Origin of the sequence: Lichenihabitans psoromatis (genome assembly GCF_004323635.1) — a bacterium.
Classification (GTDB): Bacteria; Pseudomonadota; Alphaproteobacteria; order Rhizobiales; family Beijerinckiaceae; genus Lichenihabitans; species Lichenihabitans psoromatis.
The window spans coordinates 3,686,286-3,701,499 of sequence record NZ_CP036515.1; the positions used below are offsets into that span (position 1 = coordinate 3,686,286).

16 protein-coding genes, 1 tRNA gene and 1 pseudogene are annotated in these 15,214 nt (G+C 61.0%); 7 read left to right on the plus strand and 11 right to left on the minus strand.

All coding sequences use genetic code 11. From position 1 onward, the window contains the following. Positions 1-65 precede the first annotated feature (65 nt). The 4 genes from EY713_RS17230 to EY713_RS17245 form a co-directional block, all read right to left on the minus strand. Positions 66-677: a riboflavin synthase gene (locus EY713_RS17230; RefSeq protein ID WP_131117173.1), complete on the minus strand. Its 612-nt coding sequence runs from the start codon at positions 675-677 to the stop codon at positions 66-68. Continuing rightward, on the minus strand, positions 662-1,756 hold the full coding sequence (gene ribD / locus EY713_RS17235; RefSeq protein ID WP_131117176.1) for a bifunctional diaminohydroxyphosphoribosylaminopyrimidine deaminase/5-amino-6-(5-phosphoribosylamino)uracil reductase RibD: 1,095 nt from the start codon (positions 1,754-1,756) through the stop codon (positions 662-664). Before ribD ends, EY713_RS17230 begins: the two co-directional genes overlap by 16 nt. Before the next feature lie 53 nt (positions 1,757-1,809). After that, on the minus strand, positions 1,810-3,120 hold the full coding sequence (glyA, locus tag EY713_RS17240) for a serine hydroxymethyltransferase (RefSeq protein ID WP_131119888.1): 1,311 nt from the start codon (positions 3,118-3,120) through the stop codon (positions 1,810-1,812). Between the two features lie 166 nt (positions 3,121-3,286). Further along, a complete protein-coding gene (locus tag EY713_RS17245) occupies positions 3,287-4,513 on the minus strand; it encodes a L,D-transpeptidase family protein (protein WP_131119890.1) in 1,227 nt (408 codons plus the stop codon). Between the two features lie 393 nt (positions 4,514-4,906). Here EY713_RS17245 and EY713_RS17250 point away from each other — a divergent pair, with 393 nt between their 5' ends. Together EY713_RS17250 and tsaA are read left to right on the plus strand one after the other, a co-directional pair. After that, positions 4,907-6,793: an AsmA family protein gene (locus tag EY713_RS17250; RefSeq protein ID WP_165491175.1), complete on the plus strand. Its 1,887-nt coding sequence runs from the start codon at positions 4,907-4,909 to the stop codon at positions 6,791-6,793. Beyond that, entirely contained in the window at positions 6,790-7,248 is a 459-nt protein-coding gene (gene tsaA / locus EY713_RS17255; RefSeq protein WP_131117182.1) for a tRNA (N6-threonylcarbamoyladenosine(37)-N6)-methyltransferase TrmO, read from the plus strand. Before EY713_RS17250 ends, tsaA begins: the two co-directional genes overlap by 4 nt. Here the strand turns inward: tsaA and modC are convergent. The 4 genes and pseudogenes from modC to EY713_RS17275 all read right to left on the minus strand — a co-directional run. Further along, a pseudogene (gene modC, locus EY713_RS17260) lies at positions 7,238-7,900 on the minus strand (molybdenum ABC transporter ATP-binding protein); the annotation flags it as partial. The gene tsaA and the pseudogene modC sit on opposite strands and share 11 nt — an antisense overlap. Further along, a complete protein-coding gene (gene modB, locus EY713_RS17265; protein WP_131117188.1) occupies positions 7,897-8,598 on the minus strand; it encodes a molybdate ABC transporter permease subunit in 702 nt (233 codons plus the stop codon). The pseudogene modC and the gene modB, both read right to left, overlap by 4 nt. After that, positions 8,595-9,374 carry a molybdate ABC transporter substrate-binding protein gene (modA, locus tag EY713_RS17270; protein WP_131119893.1) on the minus strand — a complete coding sequence of 260 codons (780 nt, stop codon included), beginning with the start codon at positions 9,372-9,374 and terminating at the stop codon, positions 8,595-8,597. The genes modB and modA overlap by 4 nt, the downstream gene beginning before the upstream one ends. 102 nt (positions 9,375-9,476) lie before the next feature. After that, positions 9,477-9,707: a sulfurtransferase TusA family protein gene (locus EY713_RS17275; protein ID WP_131117192.1), complete on the minus strand. Its 231-nt coding sequence runs from the start codon at positions 9,705-9,707 to the stop codon at positions 9,477-9,479. A 168-nt stretch (positions 9,708-9,875) separates the two neighbouring features. Here EY713_RS17275 and EY713_RS17280 point away from each other — a divergent pair. The 4 genes from EY713_RS17280 to EY713_RS23390 all read left to right on the plus strand — a co-directional run bounded on the left by EY713_RS17280 (position 9,876) and on the right by EY713_RS23390 (position 11,375). Next, positions 9,876-9,951, plus strand: a tRNA-Phe gene (locus tag EY713_RS17280). A 293-nt stretch (positions 9,952-10,244) separates the two neighbouring features. Continuing rightward, positions 10,245-10,496 (plus strand): hypothetical protein, encoded by a 252-nt coding sequence (locus EY713_RS17285; RefSeq protein WP_131117195.1) that lies wholly within the window; start codon positions 10,245-10,247, stop codon positions 10,494-10,496. A gap of 502 nt (positions 10,497-10,998) precedes the next feature. After that, entirely contained in the window at positions 10,999-11,241 is a 243-nt protein-coding gene (locus EY713_RS17290; RefSeq protein ID WP_131117198.1) for a hypothetical protein, read from the plus strand. Further along, the gene (locus EY713_RS23390; protein ID WP_281015360.1) at positions 11,241-11,375 is read left to right on the plus strand and encodes a hypothetical protein; all 135 of its coding nucleotides are present in this window, start codon (positions 11,241-11,243) and stop codon (positions 11,373-11,375) included. The genes EY713_RS17290 and EY713_RS23390 overlap by 1 nt, the downstream gene beginning before the upstream one ends. A gap of 589 nt (positions 11,376-11,964) precedes the next feature. Here EY713_RS23390 and EY713_RS17295 read toward each other — a convergent pair. Continuing rightward, a complete protein-coding gene (locus EY713_RS17295) occupies positions 11,965-12,207 on the minus strand; it encodes a DUF6894 family protein (RefSeq protein WP_131117201.1) in 243 nt (80 codons plus the stop codon). A gap of 138 nt (positions 12,208-12,345) precedes the next feature. On the opposite strand from EY713_RS17295, the gene EY713_RS22840 reads away from it, so the two are divergent. Beyond that, positions 12,346-12,486 (plus strand): hypothetical protein, encoded by a 141-nt coding sequence (locus EY713_RS22840; RefSeq protein WP_165491176.1) that lies wholly within the window; start codon positions 12,346-12,348, stop codon positions 12,484-12,486. Positions 12,487-12,550: 64 nt separating this feature from the next. Here EY713_RS22840 and EY713_RS17300 read toward each other — a convergent pair whose 3' ends face one another. Together EY713_RS17300 and EY713_RS17305 are read right to left on the minus strand one after the other, a co-directional pair. Then, positions 12,551-13,000 (minus strand): response regulator, encoded by a 450-nt coding sequence (locus EY713_RS17300; protein ID WP_131117204.1) that lies wholly within the window; start codon positions 12,998-13,000, stop codon positions 12,551-12,553. 932 nt (positions 13,001-13,932) lie between these two features. Beyond that, a complete protein-coding gene (locus EY713_RS17305) occupies positions 13,933-15,186 on the minus strand; it encodes an arsenic transporter (protein ID WP_131117207.1) in 1,254 nt (417 codons plus the stop codon). Positions 15,187-15,214: the final 28 nt, after the last annotated feature.

Sequence of the window (15,214 nt, forward strand, 5' to 3'; positions counted from 1 at the left end):
TTTCGCAAGCCTCGCTCATAGAGCGCGCATCCGGCTGGTGCAAGGCGCGTGCGCCATCGGCGCTCTCAGGATCGCGCTTCAGGATCAGCCAGTCGCGCCGCATAACGCGCCATCTGATCGATTTCCAGGTTGAGGCGAGACCCGGCCACGACCTCGTTCCAGGTCGTGACCGCCAAGGAATGCGGGATCAAAAGGACCGAGAAGCGGTTCTGCTCGACCGAATTGACCGTCAGCGACGTGCCGTCGAGCGAGACCGAGCCTTTTTCGGCGATGAACCGTGCCAGCGGCCAGGGTGCCTCGATATCGAACCGCGACGTGGTGCCATATTCGGTGCGGGCCAGAACGGTCGCGATCCCGTCCACATGACCGGAGACGAGATGGCCGCCGAGTTCATCGCCGATTTTCAAGGATCGCTCGAGGTTGATGCGGCGCCCGATGCGCCAGTCCGCGAGCGTGGTTCGCTCGAGCGTTTCCTTGGCGGCCTCGACATCGAAGATCGTGCGACCCTGCTCGGTCGCGATATGAACCGCTGTCAGGCATGGTCCCGAACAAGCGATCGATGCGCCAAGCGCGATGCCATCGGCCGGATAGGCACATGCGATCCGGAGGCGCGTGGTGTCGTTCGACGCGGTCATGTCGACGATAGTGCCGATGTCGGAGATCAGGCCTGTGAACATCGTTCTACTTTCTCAAAGCGGCGCAGCCGGTCAGGGCCGAGCATCTTGTCCTCGACAAGGCGATAGCGCTCCCGGTCATTGAGGATAGTTCGCCCAGCGGGGTCGAATGCCGCCAGCCCCGCCCGGCCAAAAGCGACCGGACCGGTCAGCACCGCGACCTCATCGGCATACCCTGCGACCAGAAGCGCGGCACCAAGGCGCGGGCCACCCTCACAGAACACCCGTGTAAGACCACCCGCAAGATGCCGCAGCGCCGCCGCAAGATCGAGCCGTCCATCCTGGTCGAGCAACGATGACACGACATGAACGCCGGCGGCCCGCAGCGCCTCGACGCGAGCCGATGCCGCGTGAGGGCCGGCCACGACGACCACCGGCGAGCGTGCGGCACTCATCACCAGACGTCCTGTAAGCGGTGTGGAGGCCGCGGGATCGAACACCACACGGACCGGCTGATCCGCCTCCATGCCGGGAAGGCGCACATCGAGACGCGGGTCGTCGGCACGTGCCGTCCCTGCCCCGACCAGAACGGCATCATGCAAGGCGCGCTGACCCTGGACCCATGCGTTGGCCATCGCGCCCGTGATGAGCAACCGTGGGTCACCGGAGGGCGACGCCGCAAAGCCATCGGCCGTCTCGGCTATTTTGAGCGTGATGAACGGCCGGCGATCGACCACGCGACGAATATGGCCGGCGTGGTCTCGCCGCGCTTGATCCGCGAGAATGCCCGTTATCACGGCAATGCCGGCGGTCCGCAGGCGCTCGATCCCACGCCCGGCGACACGTGGGTCTGGGTCGCCGCATGCGATGACGACACGCGCAACCCCGGCCGTCACGATTGCGTCAGCGCAGGGTTTGGTATGCCCGTAGTGGCTGCACGGCTCGAGCGTGACATAGAGGGTCGCGCCTCGGGCACGCTCGCCGGCCGCGTCGAGCGCCTGTGTTTCAGCATGAGGCCGACCCCCAGGAGCCGTAACGCCTCGGCTGATGATCACCCCATCCTTGACCAGCAAAGCGCCGACCGACGGATTGGGTGCCGTACGACCAAGGCCGCGCCGGCCGAACGTCAAGGCTGCATGCATGAAGCGGGCGTCGTCTGAAGACGCCTCGTCGCTTATCGCGGAGAACGCCACGCTCAGTAGATTGGAAAGCGCCGCGTCAGGGCTTCGACCTGCTGGCGCACGTTGGCTTCGACGGCCGCGTTTCCGTCTTCGCCATGGGCAGCCAGGCCATCCAGCGTCTCGCCGATCAGCGATCCGACGATCGAGAATTCCGCCGTTCCGAACCCGCGCGATGTGGCGGCAGGCGTACCGATACGGATCCCAGAGGTGATCATCGGCTTTTCAGGGTCGAACGGGATGCCGTTCTTGTTCACCGTGATATGGGCGCGACCGAGGGCCGCCTCGGCGGCCTTGCCGGTCAGTCGCTTCGGCCGGAGGTCCACCAGCATCAGATGATTGTCGGTCTGGCCGGACACCACCGCAAGGCCCCCCGCAACGACGCTATCGGCTAGGGCCTTGGCATTGTCGACAACCTGCTGAGCATAGATCTTGAACTCCGGCGTCAGCGCTTCGCCGAACGCCACAGCCTTACCGGCGATGACATGCATCAGCGGGCCGCCCTGCAAACCTGGGAAGATCGCCGAATTCATCCTCTTGGCGAGGTCGGCGTCATTGGTGAGAATCAGGCCGCCACGCGGACCGCGCAAGGTCTTGTGGGTCGTCGATGTCACGACATGGGCATGCGGAAACGGCGAGGGATGCACGCCACCGGCCACGAGCCCAGCGAAATGCGCCATGTCGACCAGGAACATCGCCCCGACCTCGTCGGCGATCGCGCGGAAGCGGGCAAAATCCCAGAAACGCGAATAAGCCGATCCACCCGCGATGATCAGCTTCGGCCGAACAGCTTTGGCTTGGCGTTCGACCTCATCCATATCGACGAGCTGCGTCTCGCGATCGACCGTGTAGGACTCGGGCTTGAACCAGCGCCCCGACATGTTGACGGGCGATCCGTGCGTCAGGTGGCCACCAGCCGCGAGATCAAGCCCCATAAACGTGTCACCTGGCTGTAAGAGCGCCAGGAAAACGGCCTGATTGGCCTGACTGCCGGAGTTCGGTTGAACATTGGCAAAACCGCAGCCGAACAATTCTTTGGCGCGATCGATCGCGAGTTGCTCGGCAATGTCGACGAATTGGCAACCACCATAATAGCGACGGCCCGGATAGCCCTCGGCATATTTGTTGGTCATGACCGAGCCCTGAGCCTCGAGCACGGCGCGCGATACGATATTTTCCGAGGCAATCAACTCGATCTCGTCGCGTTGACGGCCGAGTTCGAGGTCGATCGCACGAGCGATCTCCGGATCGACCGCAGCAAGACCGGCGCCGAAGAATGTGTTTGAACCACGTGCTCCACCCCGGCGGGAGGCGGCGGTCGGCGTCATCACATCGGTCATAGGTCGTCTACTCGTTACGGGGCTGCGGATTTGGTCACTGAAGACTGCCGCACGCCACCAGCATTCGCTCGCGCGTTGCCACGAACTAACACGCCCCGGCGATCCAGTGAAGATCGGCCGGGGCGTGTCGGTGTCACAGCGAGAACGGCGCAGGCTATTCTTGTTGAATAGCCGGTTCGACCGATGCGTTCTGCTCGTCGGATGTCACGTTGGAGGCCGTCACAGTGCCAAATCCATCGCGCTGGTAGATGTCGGGCCGGAACTGCACCACCCCGTCGGGCGTGGCCCAAGCGGTGATGTAGACCCAATAGACCGCAACCGGCGACGCCAGCTTGACGTCGATCCGGTCACCCGTGCGGATCGCCGCATCGATATGATCGCGATCCCAGCCGGGCGTGTCCTTCAGGAGCCATGCCACATAGTCACGCACGTTCTGCAGACGGATGCAGCCTGACGAGACGAAGCGGAAATCGTCACCGAAGACACCCTTGGTCGAGGTGTCATGCATGTAGACGCCATACGGATTTGCGATGTTGATGCGCACCACACCGAGCGAGTTATTCTCGCCCGGATCCTCACGGAATTTATAATTGACGGCGTCCAAGGAGTTCCAGTTGATCGACGAGGATGGGACCTCCTGGTTTTCCTTATTGAAAATCCGGATGTGGTTGTCGGTCAGGTAATTGGCATCGGCCTGCATCTTGGGGATCAAATCCTTGCGGATGATCGAGGCCGGCACCGTCCAGAATGGGTTGAAATTGATGTCCGTCGCCTTGGTCTGCATGACCGGGGACTGGCGATCGATCTTACCGACGCCGGCAATGTGGTGGCTGAACACGACGCCGTTCTCGACCGTCTCGACCATCGCGGCCGGAATGTTGGCCATCACGAAGCGCGGGCCGAGGTTGCCCGAGAAGGAGCGCAGCCGCACGAGGTTGGTTTCGAGCTGACGAAGCCGGGTTTCGGCCGGAACGTTGAGGGCCGCAACCGTCTCCGACGAGACCGCACCCGATTCGCCGATACCGTGGCGCGCCTGAAACCGCTTCACGCCGGCTTCGACATAAGCATCGTAGACAGGTGACATGCCGGCGGCCGCATCGAGATCACCCGATGCCATCAAACGTCGGCGAAGCGCGACGACCGCCTGGCTCTTGGAGCCAACCCGCAGGCTCGCGCCGCCCGCGACATTGCCCCAACCGCCCTTGGAAACGATGCCTTGGTAGGTCTGGATCGCCTGCTCGGTTGCCGCAACCGTTTGCGGCGACAGGACCGGAGTCGTCGAGCGTTGGATTTCGAGCTTCGGATCGGAATCGTACTTCTGCGCCCATTCGGCTTGCGATCCGAGCGCGACATCGTCGGCATGGGCCGCCGGTCCCATCATCAACAGGGCCGCAGTCAAGGCGGCGCCAAGGTATCGCGCTGCACCCTGTGATTGACGTTCCGATTGTCGCACCACGTAATCGCTCCAGTCCAAGGTTCTTGCAACGCACCGGCACCTTGATGGCAGGCCATTGCGTCTGATCAATTTGATTGACGACCACTGCCGACAGACTGATTCCGCTGCGTCATCGATCCGGTTTCGCTCGGTGCGACAAGGCCGAAATACTTCGTCCAATTTGTGGCGCCGCGTGAGGCCCTAAGTCTTTGTTCTTTCAAAAACCTCAATGCGGAGGTGAGGATTACGGTCCAACTCGAAATGCCGTGCGGACGAAACGTTCGACATGATGTAAAAGCGCAACAAGCGAAGGGGCGGCTCGATTGCTTTCAACTCTCGATGAATGACACAACGCTGGATCGGCATGGAACCCATCGGGAGCCTCGGCGGGCGGCCCTCGGGTCTGGAATGGTGATCCGGGCCAGCATCGTCGGGGCGGTTCTGCTGGCACTCGCGACGATCGCGGCTGGGTTTTTGGTGCGCTGGCCCATCACGGATCATAAACTCTACGCTCGCGCGGTTCGGTTCATCGCGACATCAAGTGGCCTGAATGTTCGCGCCACCGGCCCAATGACGCTGGTGCTCCTGCCCCGCCCCACCGTGCGGATTCGCGACATCGACATGCACGGGTTAGACGACGCGATATCGCTGAACGCCGATGCGATCACGGGCAGCCTGAGCCTCCCGGCGCTCTTGACCGGCCGTCTCAGGATCGCCAAGACGACTCTGGCGGGCTTGACCATGGCGGTGGATGTCGATCGCGTGCTTCCGCCGCTGACCGCCACTGTCCAAGCCGCAGGCGACCCGGCCGAGCGCAAGGCGAACCGCGACCGCCTCGGTTTTCTCCATACTGACGGTCTGACGATCCGGTCCGGCATCATTCGGTTGCGGTCGAACGATCCAGAGAAAGACATGCTCGTGACCGACCTCGACGGCACGTTCGAGTGGCCGGCCAACGATAGCGGCGTCAGTCTCAACGGTCGAGGACACTGGCATGGCGAACCAACCGACATTGCGATGCTGCTCGACAAACCGATCACCCTGATCGAAGGCGGCAGTTCGGAGGGTTATGGCCATTTAAAGTCGACCGCGATCGACGTGACACTCTCCGGCACGCTGAACGGGACCGGCTCGCCCAGCGCGACGGGAAAGATCGCCGCCTCGACGACGATGCTGCCGGGCTTTCTACGCTCGATCGGAACCCCGCTGCCGCAACTCGAGCAGATCGCGTCCGCCCGTCTCAACGGTGACATCACGCTGGCCGACCATGTGCTCTCGATGTCGAGCATGGAACTCGGGCTGGACGATATGCTGTTCGATGGAGCGCTGTCGTTCCACAATGAAACGGGCCACCCCGGCATTGCGGGAACGCTCGCGACCGATCGGATGAGGCTCGACCCTTTCGTCAACACTCTGCCGCCCCTCGGACGCTGGGATCAAGCCTGGAACACCGATCCTTTCGCGACGCGTTCGGTGGCCTATGACGACATCGACCTTCGGATCTCGGCTTCATCGGCAAGCTTCGGCAGCATCGAATTCGAGGATGGCGGTCTCTCCCTGCAAAGCCGCGATGGACGCATGGAAGTCTCCCTGGGCGAGGCGCGCGCCTACGACGGTTTGTTCAAAGGCCGCCTCGTCGCGACCGTCGATGGCGATGCGACCGTGGTGCGGGCCGACGCGACCATTTCGCAGCTGGATCTCGCGGCCTTGGGTCGAGCCTTTGACCCGCCGCTCCAGATCACCGGCACATCCAGCGGCCATATGACGATCGAGGGCCGTGGCACATCGCCCGACTCGCTGATCAGATCACTCGCCGGTCGCGGACAGGTGAATGTCCGCGACGGCGAAATCGGGGCGCCACTGGTGGCCTCCGTCTTGAAGACGGCCGTCTCGCCCTCGGACGATACGCCGGAGCTGCGAACGGATGCACCCATCCCGTTCGACTCGGTTATGCTCGGGCTGTCGGTGGCCAAAGGTGTCATGACGCTCGACGAGGGGTGGATGACGCGCCCGGATCTTCGAGCCATGTTCGACGGCCATCTATCGCTCGCTGATCGATCCGCCGATCTCCGGACCTGGGTCACGCCGAACGGTGATGACAGCCGGAGTGAGGCCGGACGAGCGATGGGCCTGCGGCTCGCCGGCCCGTGGCGCATGTTGCGTCTTCAATCCGTTCCGGTCGACGTCAGGGGCACGCCTGCACCCGTGCCGGATGCCAGCCAATGAGCGCGCCTGATGAGGCCGAACACCGCCCGGGCGAGACGATCGCCGCTCTTCCTCAGGATTTCGCCGCGTCGATTTACTTCATCGGCATCATCCGAACGCCCTGGCCCAATCGGGCCGCTTGTCCGAAACGCGGCGATCCGGATGGCCCCGTTTGCCGGCTCGAGATCAGCCCGCCGTGGATCGATGCGCTCGATGGCGTCGACGCCTTTACGGCGCTTCAGATTCTCTATTGGATGCATTTGGCCCGTCGGGACCTCACCCGCCAAAGCCCGCGGTCGAGCCAGCGGCTGCATGGGACCTTCGCGCTTCGCTCACCGATGCGGCCCAACCCGATCGCCTCCTCGATTGTTCGGCTGATCGGGCGCGAGGGCTCGACATTATTGGTGCGCGGTCTCGACTGCGTCGATGGCACGCCGATCGTCGACATCAAGCCGGACCATTGCCCGCGCTGGTAGAACCCTCAGCATCGTGGCGCCCGAGGACACGGCCCGCCTTCAGGGTGACGTGATCGTCCGTCAGCCGCCTGACCTCATCCATGTTGTGACTGACATAGACGATCGGAACCCGCCACTCGTCGCGGATGGTTTCGATAAACGGCAGGATTTCGCCGCGCCGCGCCTCATCCAGCGCGGCCAGCGGTTCATCCATCAGCAGAAGATCCGGCCCGGCCATCAAGGCTCGTCCGATCGCGATCCTCTGCCGCTCTCCCCCCGATAGACCCACGGCTCGGCGGCTGAGCAGATGCCCAATGCCGAGAAGGTCGACGATGCCTCCGGTGTCGTTGCGCTGCGAGGCACGATTGAACCAGCGCCCATAGCCGAGGTTTTGCGCGACCGTGAGGTGCGGAAACAATCGCCCATCCTGAAACACGTAGCCGATCTTGCGGCGATGCGGCGGAACGAAGACACCGGCCTCGCGATCGACGAAAACCCGACCATCGACGCTCACATGCCCCTCGGTCGGGCGAATGATGCCGGCCATGATGTTGATCAGGGTCGTTTTACCCGAGCCAGACGGGCCGACGAGGCCGAGGACGCGCGCTTCGCTGGAGAGCCGCACATCGAGATCGAAATCGCCGCGTCGATGTCGAATGTCGATCGCAATCATCGCGGTGCCGTGCGCCGCATGACGACGCGCGAGAGCCACTCCGACGCCGCCAACGCTGCCAGCGCGATCACGATCGCCACAAGGGTCAGCCGCATGGCCGGCGCGTCGCCGCCCGGCACCTGGATGTCCGTATAGATCGAGGATGCGATCGTTTGGGTTTCACCGGGGATGTTGGACACGAACGTGATCGTGGCACCGAATTCGCCCAGCGACTTGGCGAAGGCCAGAATGGCGCCAGCCACGATGCCAGGCAAAGCCAGCGGCAGCGTCACGGTCAAGAAGACCCAAGCCGGCGAGGCGCCGAGCGTCGACGACGCCTCCTCCAAGCCGCGATCGATCGTGTCGAAGGACATCCGGATAGCCCGCACCATGAGGGGGAAGCCCATCACGGCGGAGGCTAACGCCGCACCGGTCCAGCGGAACGAGAAGACGAGGCCACAGCATTGCTCGAGAAACATACCGGCTGCGCCACGTCGGCCGAAGCTCAGCAGCAGCAGGTATCCGGTCACAACGGGGGGCAGCACGAGCGGCAACGCCACCAGGCCGCTGACGATCCAGGTTCCCCAGATTCGTGACCGCGACAGCCAGAACGCGACCATGATGCCGAATGGCAGGCTTACGACGGTCGCGGTGGCCGCGACCTTCAGGCTCAGCGCAATGGCGGTCCAATCCGCCTCGGACAGTCCGAGTGGGTTTATGGAAGCACCCTGAAACCTTGAGCTTTGAACAGGGTCGCGGCCTCGGGCGTCTTGAGAAAAGCGAGGTAACGGGTCGCGTTCGGCCCCTTGGCCGACACCGTCAGCGCGATCGGATACACGATCGGGGGATGGGTGTCCTCGGGAAAGGTCCCGACGATGCGGACCTTTGGGTCGGCGGCTGCGTCCGTCGAATAGACGATGCCGAGTGGCGCCTCGCCCCGCGACACGAAGGCCAGCGCAGCCCGCACGCTCTCGGCTTGAGCGATCGAGGTCTCGACGCTCGACCAGATGCCGAGTTTCGTCAGCGCGGCTTTGCCGTATTTTCCGGCAGGAACCGAATCGACCAGCGGAAGGGCAAGGCGCCCCCCGCTCAGCGCACCGGCAAGGTCCATGCCCGGCTTGATGTCCAGCGTCAGGGCCTTGTCGGCCTGCGTGATGAGCACGAGACTGTTGCCGAGCAGAGTGCTGCGGGTATCCTTCTGGATCAGGTCGTGTTTGGCGAGATCGTCCATCCAGTCGAGATCCGCCGATATGAAGACATCGGCCGGGGCGCCTTGCTCGATCTGTCGCGCCAGCACGGATGATGCAGCATAAGATGCCGAAACCGTGAGGCCGCTCGCCTTCTGGAAGGCCGAATCGACGTCGTCGAGCGCATTCTTCATGCTGGCTGCCGCGAAAACGGTGATGTCGGGCGCGGCCGCGAACGACGCCGTCAGTGGCGCCACAAGCAGGGACGAGAGCAAAGCCACGAGGCGCAAGCGGCGGAGCGGTTTCAACACAGGAGGCCCTCTCGACGGAGCGCTATATATGAACGGATATAGGGAACGCGACAAGCCTCGAGCTACCCGCGCGCGCGGGTCCCATGCGAGGGCTCAGGCTTATCTCCGGATCACGAAAAATAAGACGCCATCGTCTCGTCGAATCGCTTGAAGGCTCGCGCCCATCTCACGCACCAGATTGGGAATGTCGATCGCGGCAAGCGGATCGGTACAGGAGACCTCGACCATGGCGCCGGGCGCCATGGTGCGGAGATACCGCCGCGTTCGCAACACCGGTTGTGGGCATTTGAGGCCCCTGAGATCGAGTTGCTGCTCCGCGACATCGTCCATCGCGGCGTTTCATCACCTTGTCGTCACGCGCGCAACCGGTCGCCCTCGGCGTTCATTGCCGATCCTTGACGAAAAGCGACAGTCTGGAGGGATGGAACGGCTAGACAAGCGAAATCGGCATCCTTATAAGCCACCTTCTCGCATGACGGTTCGCCGCACCATGCGGTGGCCCAGGTAGCTCAGTTGGTAGAGCATGCGACTGAAAATCGCAGTGTCGGCGGTTCGACTCCGTCCCTGGGCACCACAAAATCAAACAGTCAGACTGACCTCTCTGGGGCGTGTAGACACTTTCCAGAAAAATGCAGACATCTAGGTTCGTTTTTTTATGCGCGGTCATGTCGAGCCGAGCGACAATCTCGCGAGCCTTTTCCGACGTGTCGGCGGGTTCGGCCGGGGTTTGCAAGTAGTCTACGCGCGCTCGTGTCTAATCAATAAGCACATAGGCTCCTGCGCTAAGAATTTTAACGCAATTGGATAGAAGGTCGCGTCTGAACTCAGCCGGGTTGACATGATGCGACAACATAGCGACGTTCAACTATGATGAACGATGAACAGTGCTTGGCGCATCTCGAAACGCTTTCCGTAAGCAAGGAGCCTAGCGCCTTGGTGCAGGCCGAGGTGTACATCGAAGACCTGTTGCAGTCCTCTCTCAGCGATCGTGCTGGAGCCGCGGATACTCTCGGTGATATTCAAGCTCAGCTTCTGCGTCGAACCCCTTCGTCGCCGCAGCGCGAAGACATAGTCGACCTTCTCGGCGACAAGATTGCGCGCCTATTGGAGCCAGAGTGATCTTTTGTGCATTGCGCATACAAGCGTCTCGCGTTTCGCCCGCCGTGGCGGATCGGCTGTGAAGCATGGACGACGTTGCGGATATGGTTGAGACCTCGAACACTTAGCCTGCAGCCAAGCGGGGCCTAGACCTCAATAAAGATTGACCCTTACTTCATATTTTAACTTTGAAGAATAGTCGCGCGACGGTCTCTGTGCTTAATGCTGTTGATGCTCTTCCATAATATGGCAAAGCCTCCACATTTTGAGCGACTTTGGAAGAGTATTTTATGATCGGATCCGGTCGCGCATGGGCGGGAGGCGAATTTCGTAATCAGCTCAAGATTAAAAAACGCGCCACGTGCTTCGATCATGGCCCGAAGATCGTTCTCGAACTAAAGGATGTGGATTGAAGGCTGGAGCGAAGGCCGTTGACGGTAGTGGTGGAATCGCGGTGTGAAGAGCCGCCCGGATCGGGCCGGAGGGCAACTGTTCTTACGAGCCGCTGCTCGACACGAGGTGCGTGGTGACGCCGGACGATATTTCGAGGCGACGAGACGCCAAGCGGTTCAATGAAAGCGTCAAAATCCTCGCGACGTTCATGAACAATTTGGCGGTCGGCGCGATCATTGCCGGCCTGCTGTCGCCGCTGGTCGCGGGACGGATCGTTCCTGTGCTAGAAGACGTTATACTGGTGTTCACGGCCCTTGCACTCCATATTGGTGCTCAGGTGGCCTTGCGGCTCTTTCTCAAGAGCGAGGATTGATGATGAACTGGTCTCTTCTGGCTTTGCCTGCCATGGCGCTGTTCACGGGTGCGGTGGCCTTCGGCTACATGTGGCTGCAATCCCGCGACTACGATCACAAGCATCCTCGGATGCATCCGCCGGCTGGCGAATAATCAGCAAGGTCTATCCGGCCTGGTCGAGGCGGTAGAGCAAACCTCAAACCAAGAGTCATCGGTGAGCTCGAGGACATCTGCGGTCATTTCAGCTCTGTTGTTCATGTGCGCCAAAGCGCCCGGCGTGAACTAATCGCAAACGGGCGATCTCGACCAGCCATCGTCAGTCTCAGGCACCACGACGATCAGTTAGGGCGATGGCGCCTCATCCGACCGTACGATTCCCACGGTCAAATTGCTGACGTCGGGAAGCCACAGTTACTCGAGGCGGTAAACAGGGAAGCAAGTCATGCCGATGCTCCTTGCTGTTCAAGGGCGAAGGCGACCGCAGCGTCGGAGTCATGGCGCGCGACGTCGGCAAGCTGACGGGCGGACCCTGCACGACGTCGCCCGCTGTGCTGCCATGGCCGACAAAACTCTTTCGCCGGCAGGTGAACGCAACAGTGAGCCTCATGCTCTCAAGGAGATAAGAGCGTGGCATTTACCCCGACTTCCCCAGCACCCGAAGACAAAGTCGTGGCATTAATACTTGTTGCTAAACTGCACTGTTTTTTGAGGAGTTGACTGCGGCTAGCTCCGGCATTTTTTGTCAGCAGTGGATTGCTGCCGACTCGGACACCAAGATGTCGATACGATATAAAATCATGCCTCGACCATCAGTTATCTCCAGCCACCAATCCGAGAATGTTGACTGCTCGTCTGCTTTTTCAGCCAGGAGCGCTCCTGCGAGGCGAATGCCCCGAGCCCGAGCAGCTGCGACGTTTTCAAGTTGGGTGCCGTCTTGGTCCAGGCTCGTTGCGCCGTCGTAAACGTTGAAGTGAAACCGGGGCATGCACCCTCCTCATAACACTGAAGAATACGGTGTCGAGTGCGTGACGGTTCCCCAGGTTTTTTCTTTGACGCAGCGACAAACCGCACGACGGGTTTTCGTCGCATAACGGCGAGAAGAAGGATGGGAGCAGGAGGACGCATGACGCACCTCCAGTTCTATCGTGTCGCCGTTGCCATCTCGGTTCTGGTTAACGTTCTGCTCATTGCGGGAATCTGGGCATACCTCCACTTCAAAGCACTGCTATCGATCATCAAAGAAGCCATGAGCTTTTTGCGCTGAGTCCAAAATGCTGCGTTTGAAAAAGCCACCGTTTGATCTACCAGTTTATCAAACTCTGCACGCGCTAGCTCTGGAAATGCTTGGCTGACGTCACTCGACCCATGCGGATCAACGCAGCAAGTTCACGCAGCAGGCGTTTCGTCTCAAATGGTTTTAAATGATAGGCAGAATGCGGATAGCGCAGTCGAACGATATACGTGTCGGCTGTTAGGAAAATAAAGGGGATCTTGCGCGCTGTCAGAATGTCTGCGATCGGGAACGAGAGTTCACTTCCAAGGTGGACGTTTAACGTTGCGCAGTGAAGAGAAGCCGTTACCGCGATTGCCGCCACGGCTTGAGAAACGGTAGCGAACGGTCCGACAATCGAAGCGCCACAGTCTTCGAGCATGTTGCAAAGTTCAAACGCCAAAAGGTGCTTGTTCTCGACGACGAGAATGACGCAACCCTGCACCCCGTGTGCGTCAGGCGGCAATCCCTGTCCTGGCCATACAGAATCAATTCGATCATGTGTCATCGCGCGCGGTCCAATGGCGTCGCGTCATTGACTTGTATGGTTTTGATAATGCGGTCGGTCGTACCATTGAAATGGTACTGCGACTGACCGTTAACGTCGCTCCGGTCACATGCAAACGGATCATAATCCGATCGGGAAAGGCGTGCATTTTGCAAATCGCCTCTCCTCCGCGTAAAACTGCGCCTAACGGATCGGCTTCGTCCAAAAATAAAATATGTTGAAGATGAGCCAAGGGCTCGCCATTACAATCTTTCATCTCAGTCCGCTCCCCAACGTACTGCCGGGTGCTTAGCCGGATGACAAATGAGAGCTTAGCTCCCGCTCAACACGGCGCTTTTCTTATGGCAGCGGTCAAGCTCAATCGAATGTTATTGCTGAACGGTACGGTGCATCCCGATAGGTACTTGTCTATAAAGAAAAGCCATATTCCTCATCCGCCTTGAAATTTGTGCAGACGTTGGCAGCGGTGTCACGTCATCAGCTAAGTCAGCTGCTCGAATCGGCCTACCAGGATTGTCGGACGCGTGCCACTTCCTCGAGACTGGAGCGGACATCTCGACGATGTTGGCTGAAGTCCGTGGGGAGCCAAGGATGGTTAGGCGATCGTCGACGACCCATGCGGTCCCCATCGCCCCCCACTTGTTCAGCTGAACCCGGCCTTTCCGGCGACAGCCCGAAGCGCGTTCGCTTAGCATGTGCTCCGCCGACGCCAGTGCTTGGACATCGCGTCACTCTCCGACAGATATCGCACATGCGATCCTCTCGGGTCACGTGCAGAAGAATGGCGCATCCACGCTGCGCTGCTTGCAGTCTTCACGAGATGGCCCGAGTTGCACCGCCTGCTGAGTCTCGCGTCGAAATGCTCTCACGTTGAACGTAGCGGAGGTCCGAGCCGGACTCGAAGGTAAGCTTCGCGGGCGTGTCTCTTGTCTTCAATGGACCAGCAACGTGGCCGCAATCGCCAACAGCAAGGCGGGCGGCATAACGAGAAGGCCGAGTTTCAAAAACGTCCAGGCGCTTACGCTCTGCCCTTCACGGCGCAGTGCGGTTAGCCAGAGTATCGTCGCGAGCGACCCTGTCACAGAGAGATTCGGGCCAAGATCGACGCCGATCAGCACGGCGCTCGTGACTTGGTCGGACACTTGCGCGCTCTGCACCGCGCTGCCGGCGATCAGGCCCGCTGGGAGATTGTTGATGAGGTTGGTCGCAAAAGCGACAATGACACCGGCGCCCCAAGCCGTTTCGGTCACCGACCGTTGGGATTGATCGCGCAGAACATTGCTGATCGTTTGGATCAGGCCAGTTTTATCGAGCGCCTCGACGAGGACGAATAATCCCGCGACGAGCGGCAGCACGCCCCAGGATATGCCCTTGAGCATCGTCCACGGCGCTTTCTTCTCGCGAAGCAGCACGACGATCGCGGTCAGGATGCCCGCGATGGCGGTCGGCAAACCGAGCTGGAGATCGAAGAATGACGCCACCAGAAGCGTGATGGCGGTCGCGGCGATGCCGAGCGCCGCTGTCTTGCCGCCGCTGGTAAGGTCCGGCATTTTAACCTCGGACTCGATCGCCTGTCTCAGCGCGGCCCGTTGAGACCATCGCAAGACCGCGTAAGTCGCGACGATCGACAGCAGGGACGGCAACAGGTAGCGCGGCAGCCATTGCAGCAGGGGCGGCATATGGGTGCCATAGATCACGAGATTGGCCGGATTGGAGATCGGCAAAACGAACGAGGCCGCATTTGCGATGAAGGCGCAAATCAACAGGTAGGGCAGCGGATTCTTGGCTTTGGCGGTCTTGACGGCGGCCGCGACTGCGGGCGTCAGCACGACCGCCGTCGCATCATTGGACAGAAAAACGGTGACGATCGTGCCCACGCCGAAAATCAGGAGAAAGAGTCGCGAGGCGGAGCCCTTGGCTCGTTTCGTCGCGACCGCCGCAAGCCAGTCGAACAGCTTTACCTCGCGCGCGGTCTCGGCCAGCAACATCATGCCGATGAGAAACAGATAGACGTCCGTTCCTTTGCCGACACCCGTCAGGGCGTCCGCCGGCGAGAGCAGGTGCAGAACGATCAGCAGAACGGCGCCAGCCACTGCCCAGATCGCCTCGGGCCAATCGAAAGGATGGAGAATGACGCCGGCTGTCGCGAGAGCCGCGATCAACCACGTCAAGCCATGCGGGGACATGAGGGCCTGCCACGGCACGGTCTGCAAA

Bases quoted from the DNA above. Each gene is read 5' to 3' on its own strand.
- EY713_RS17230 (WP_131117173.1), bottom strand. From the start codon at position 677: ATGTTCACAGGCCTGATCTCCGACATCGGCACTATCGTCGACATGACC.
- ribD (WP_131117176.1), bottom strand. From the start codon at position 1,756: ATGCATGCAGCCTTGACGTTCGGCCGGCGCGGCCTTGGTCGTACGGCA.
- glyA (WP_131119888.1), bottom strand. From the start codon at position 3,120: ATGACGCCGACCGCCGCCTCCCGCCGGGGTGGAGCACGTGGTTCAAAC.
- EY713_RS17245 (WP_131119890.1), bottom strand. From the start codon at position 4,513: ATGATGGGACCGGCGGCCCATGCCGACGATGTCGCGCTCGGATCGCAA.
- EY713_RS17250 (WP_165491175.1), top strand. From the start codon at position 4,907: ATGAATGACACAACGCTGGATCGGCATGGAACCCATCGGGAGCCTCGG.
- tsaA (WP_131117182.1), top strand. From the start codon at position 6,790: ATGAGCGCGCCTGATGAGGCCGAACACCGCCCGGGCGAGACGATCGCC.
- EY713_RS17275 (WP_131117192.1), bottom strand. From the start codon at position 9,707: ATGGACGATGTCGCGGAGCAGCAACTCGATCTCAGGGGCCTCAAATGC.
- EY713_RS17285 (WP_131117195.1), top strand. From the start codon at position 10,245: ATGATGAACGATGAACAGTGCTTGGCGCATCTCGAAACGCTTTCCGTA.
- EY713_RS23390 (WP_281015360.1), top strand. From the start codon at position 11,241: ATGATGAACTGGTCTCTTCTGGCTTTGCCTGCCATGGCGCTGTTCACG.
- EY713_RS17295 (WP_131117201.1), bottom strand. From the start codon at position 12,207: ATGCCCCGGTTTCACTTCAACGTTTACGACGGCGCAACGAGCCTGGAC.
- EY713_RS22840 (WP_165491176.1), top strand. From the start codon at position 12,346: ATGACGCACCTCCAGTTCTATCGTGTCGCCGTTGCCATCTCGGTTCTG.
- EY713_RS17300 (WP_131117204.1), bottom strand. From the start codon at position 13,000: ATGACACATGATCGAATTGATTCTGTATGGCCAGGACAGGGATTGCCG.
- EY713_RS17305 (WP_131117207.1), bottom strand. From the start codon at position 15,186: ATGTCCCCGCATGGCTTGACGTGGTTGATCGCGGCTCTCGCGACAGCC.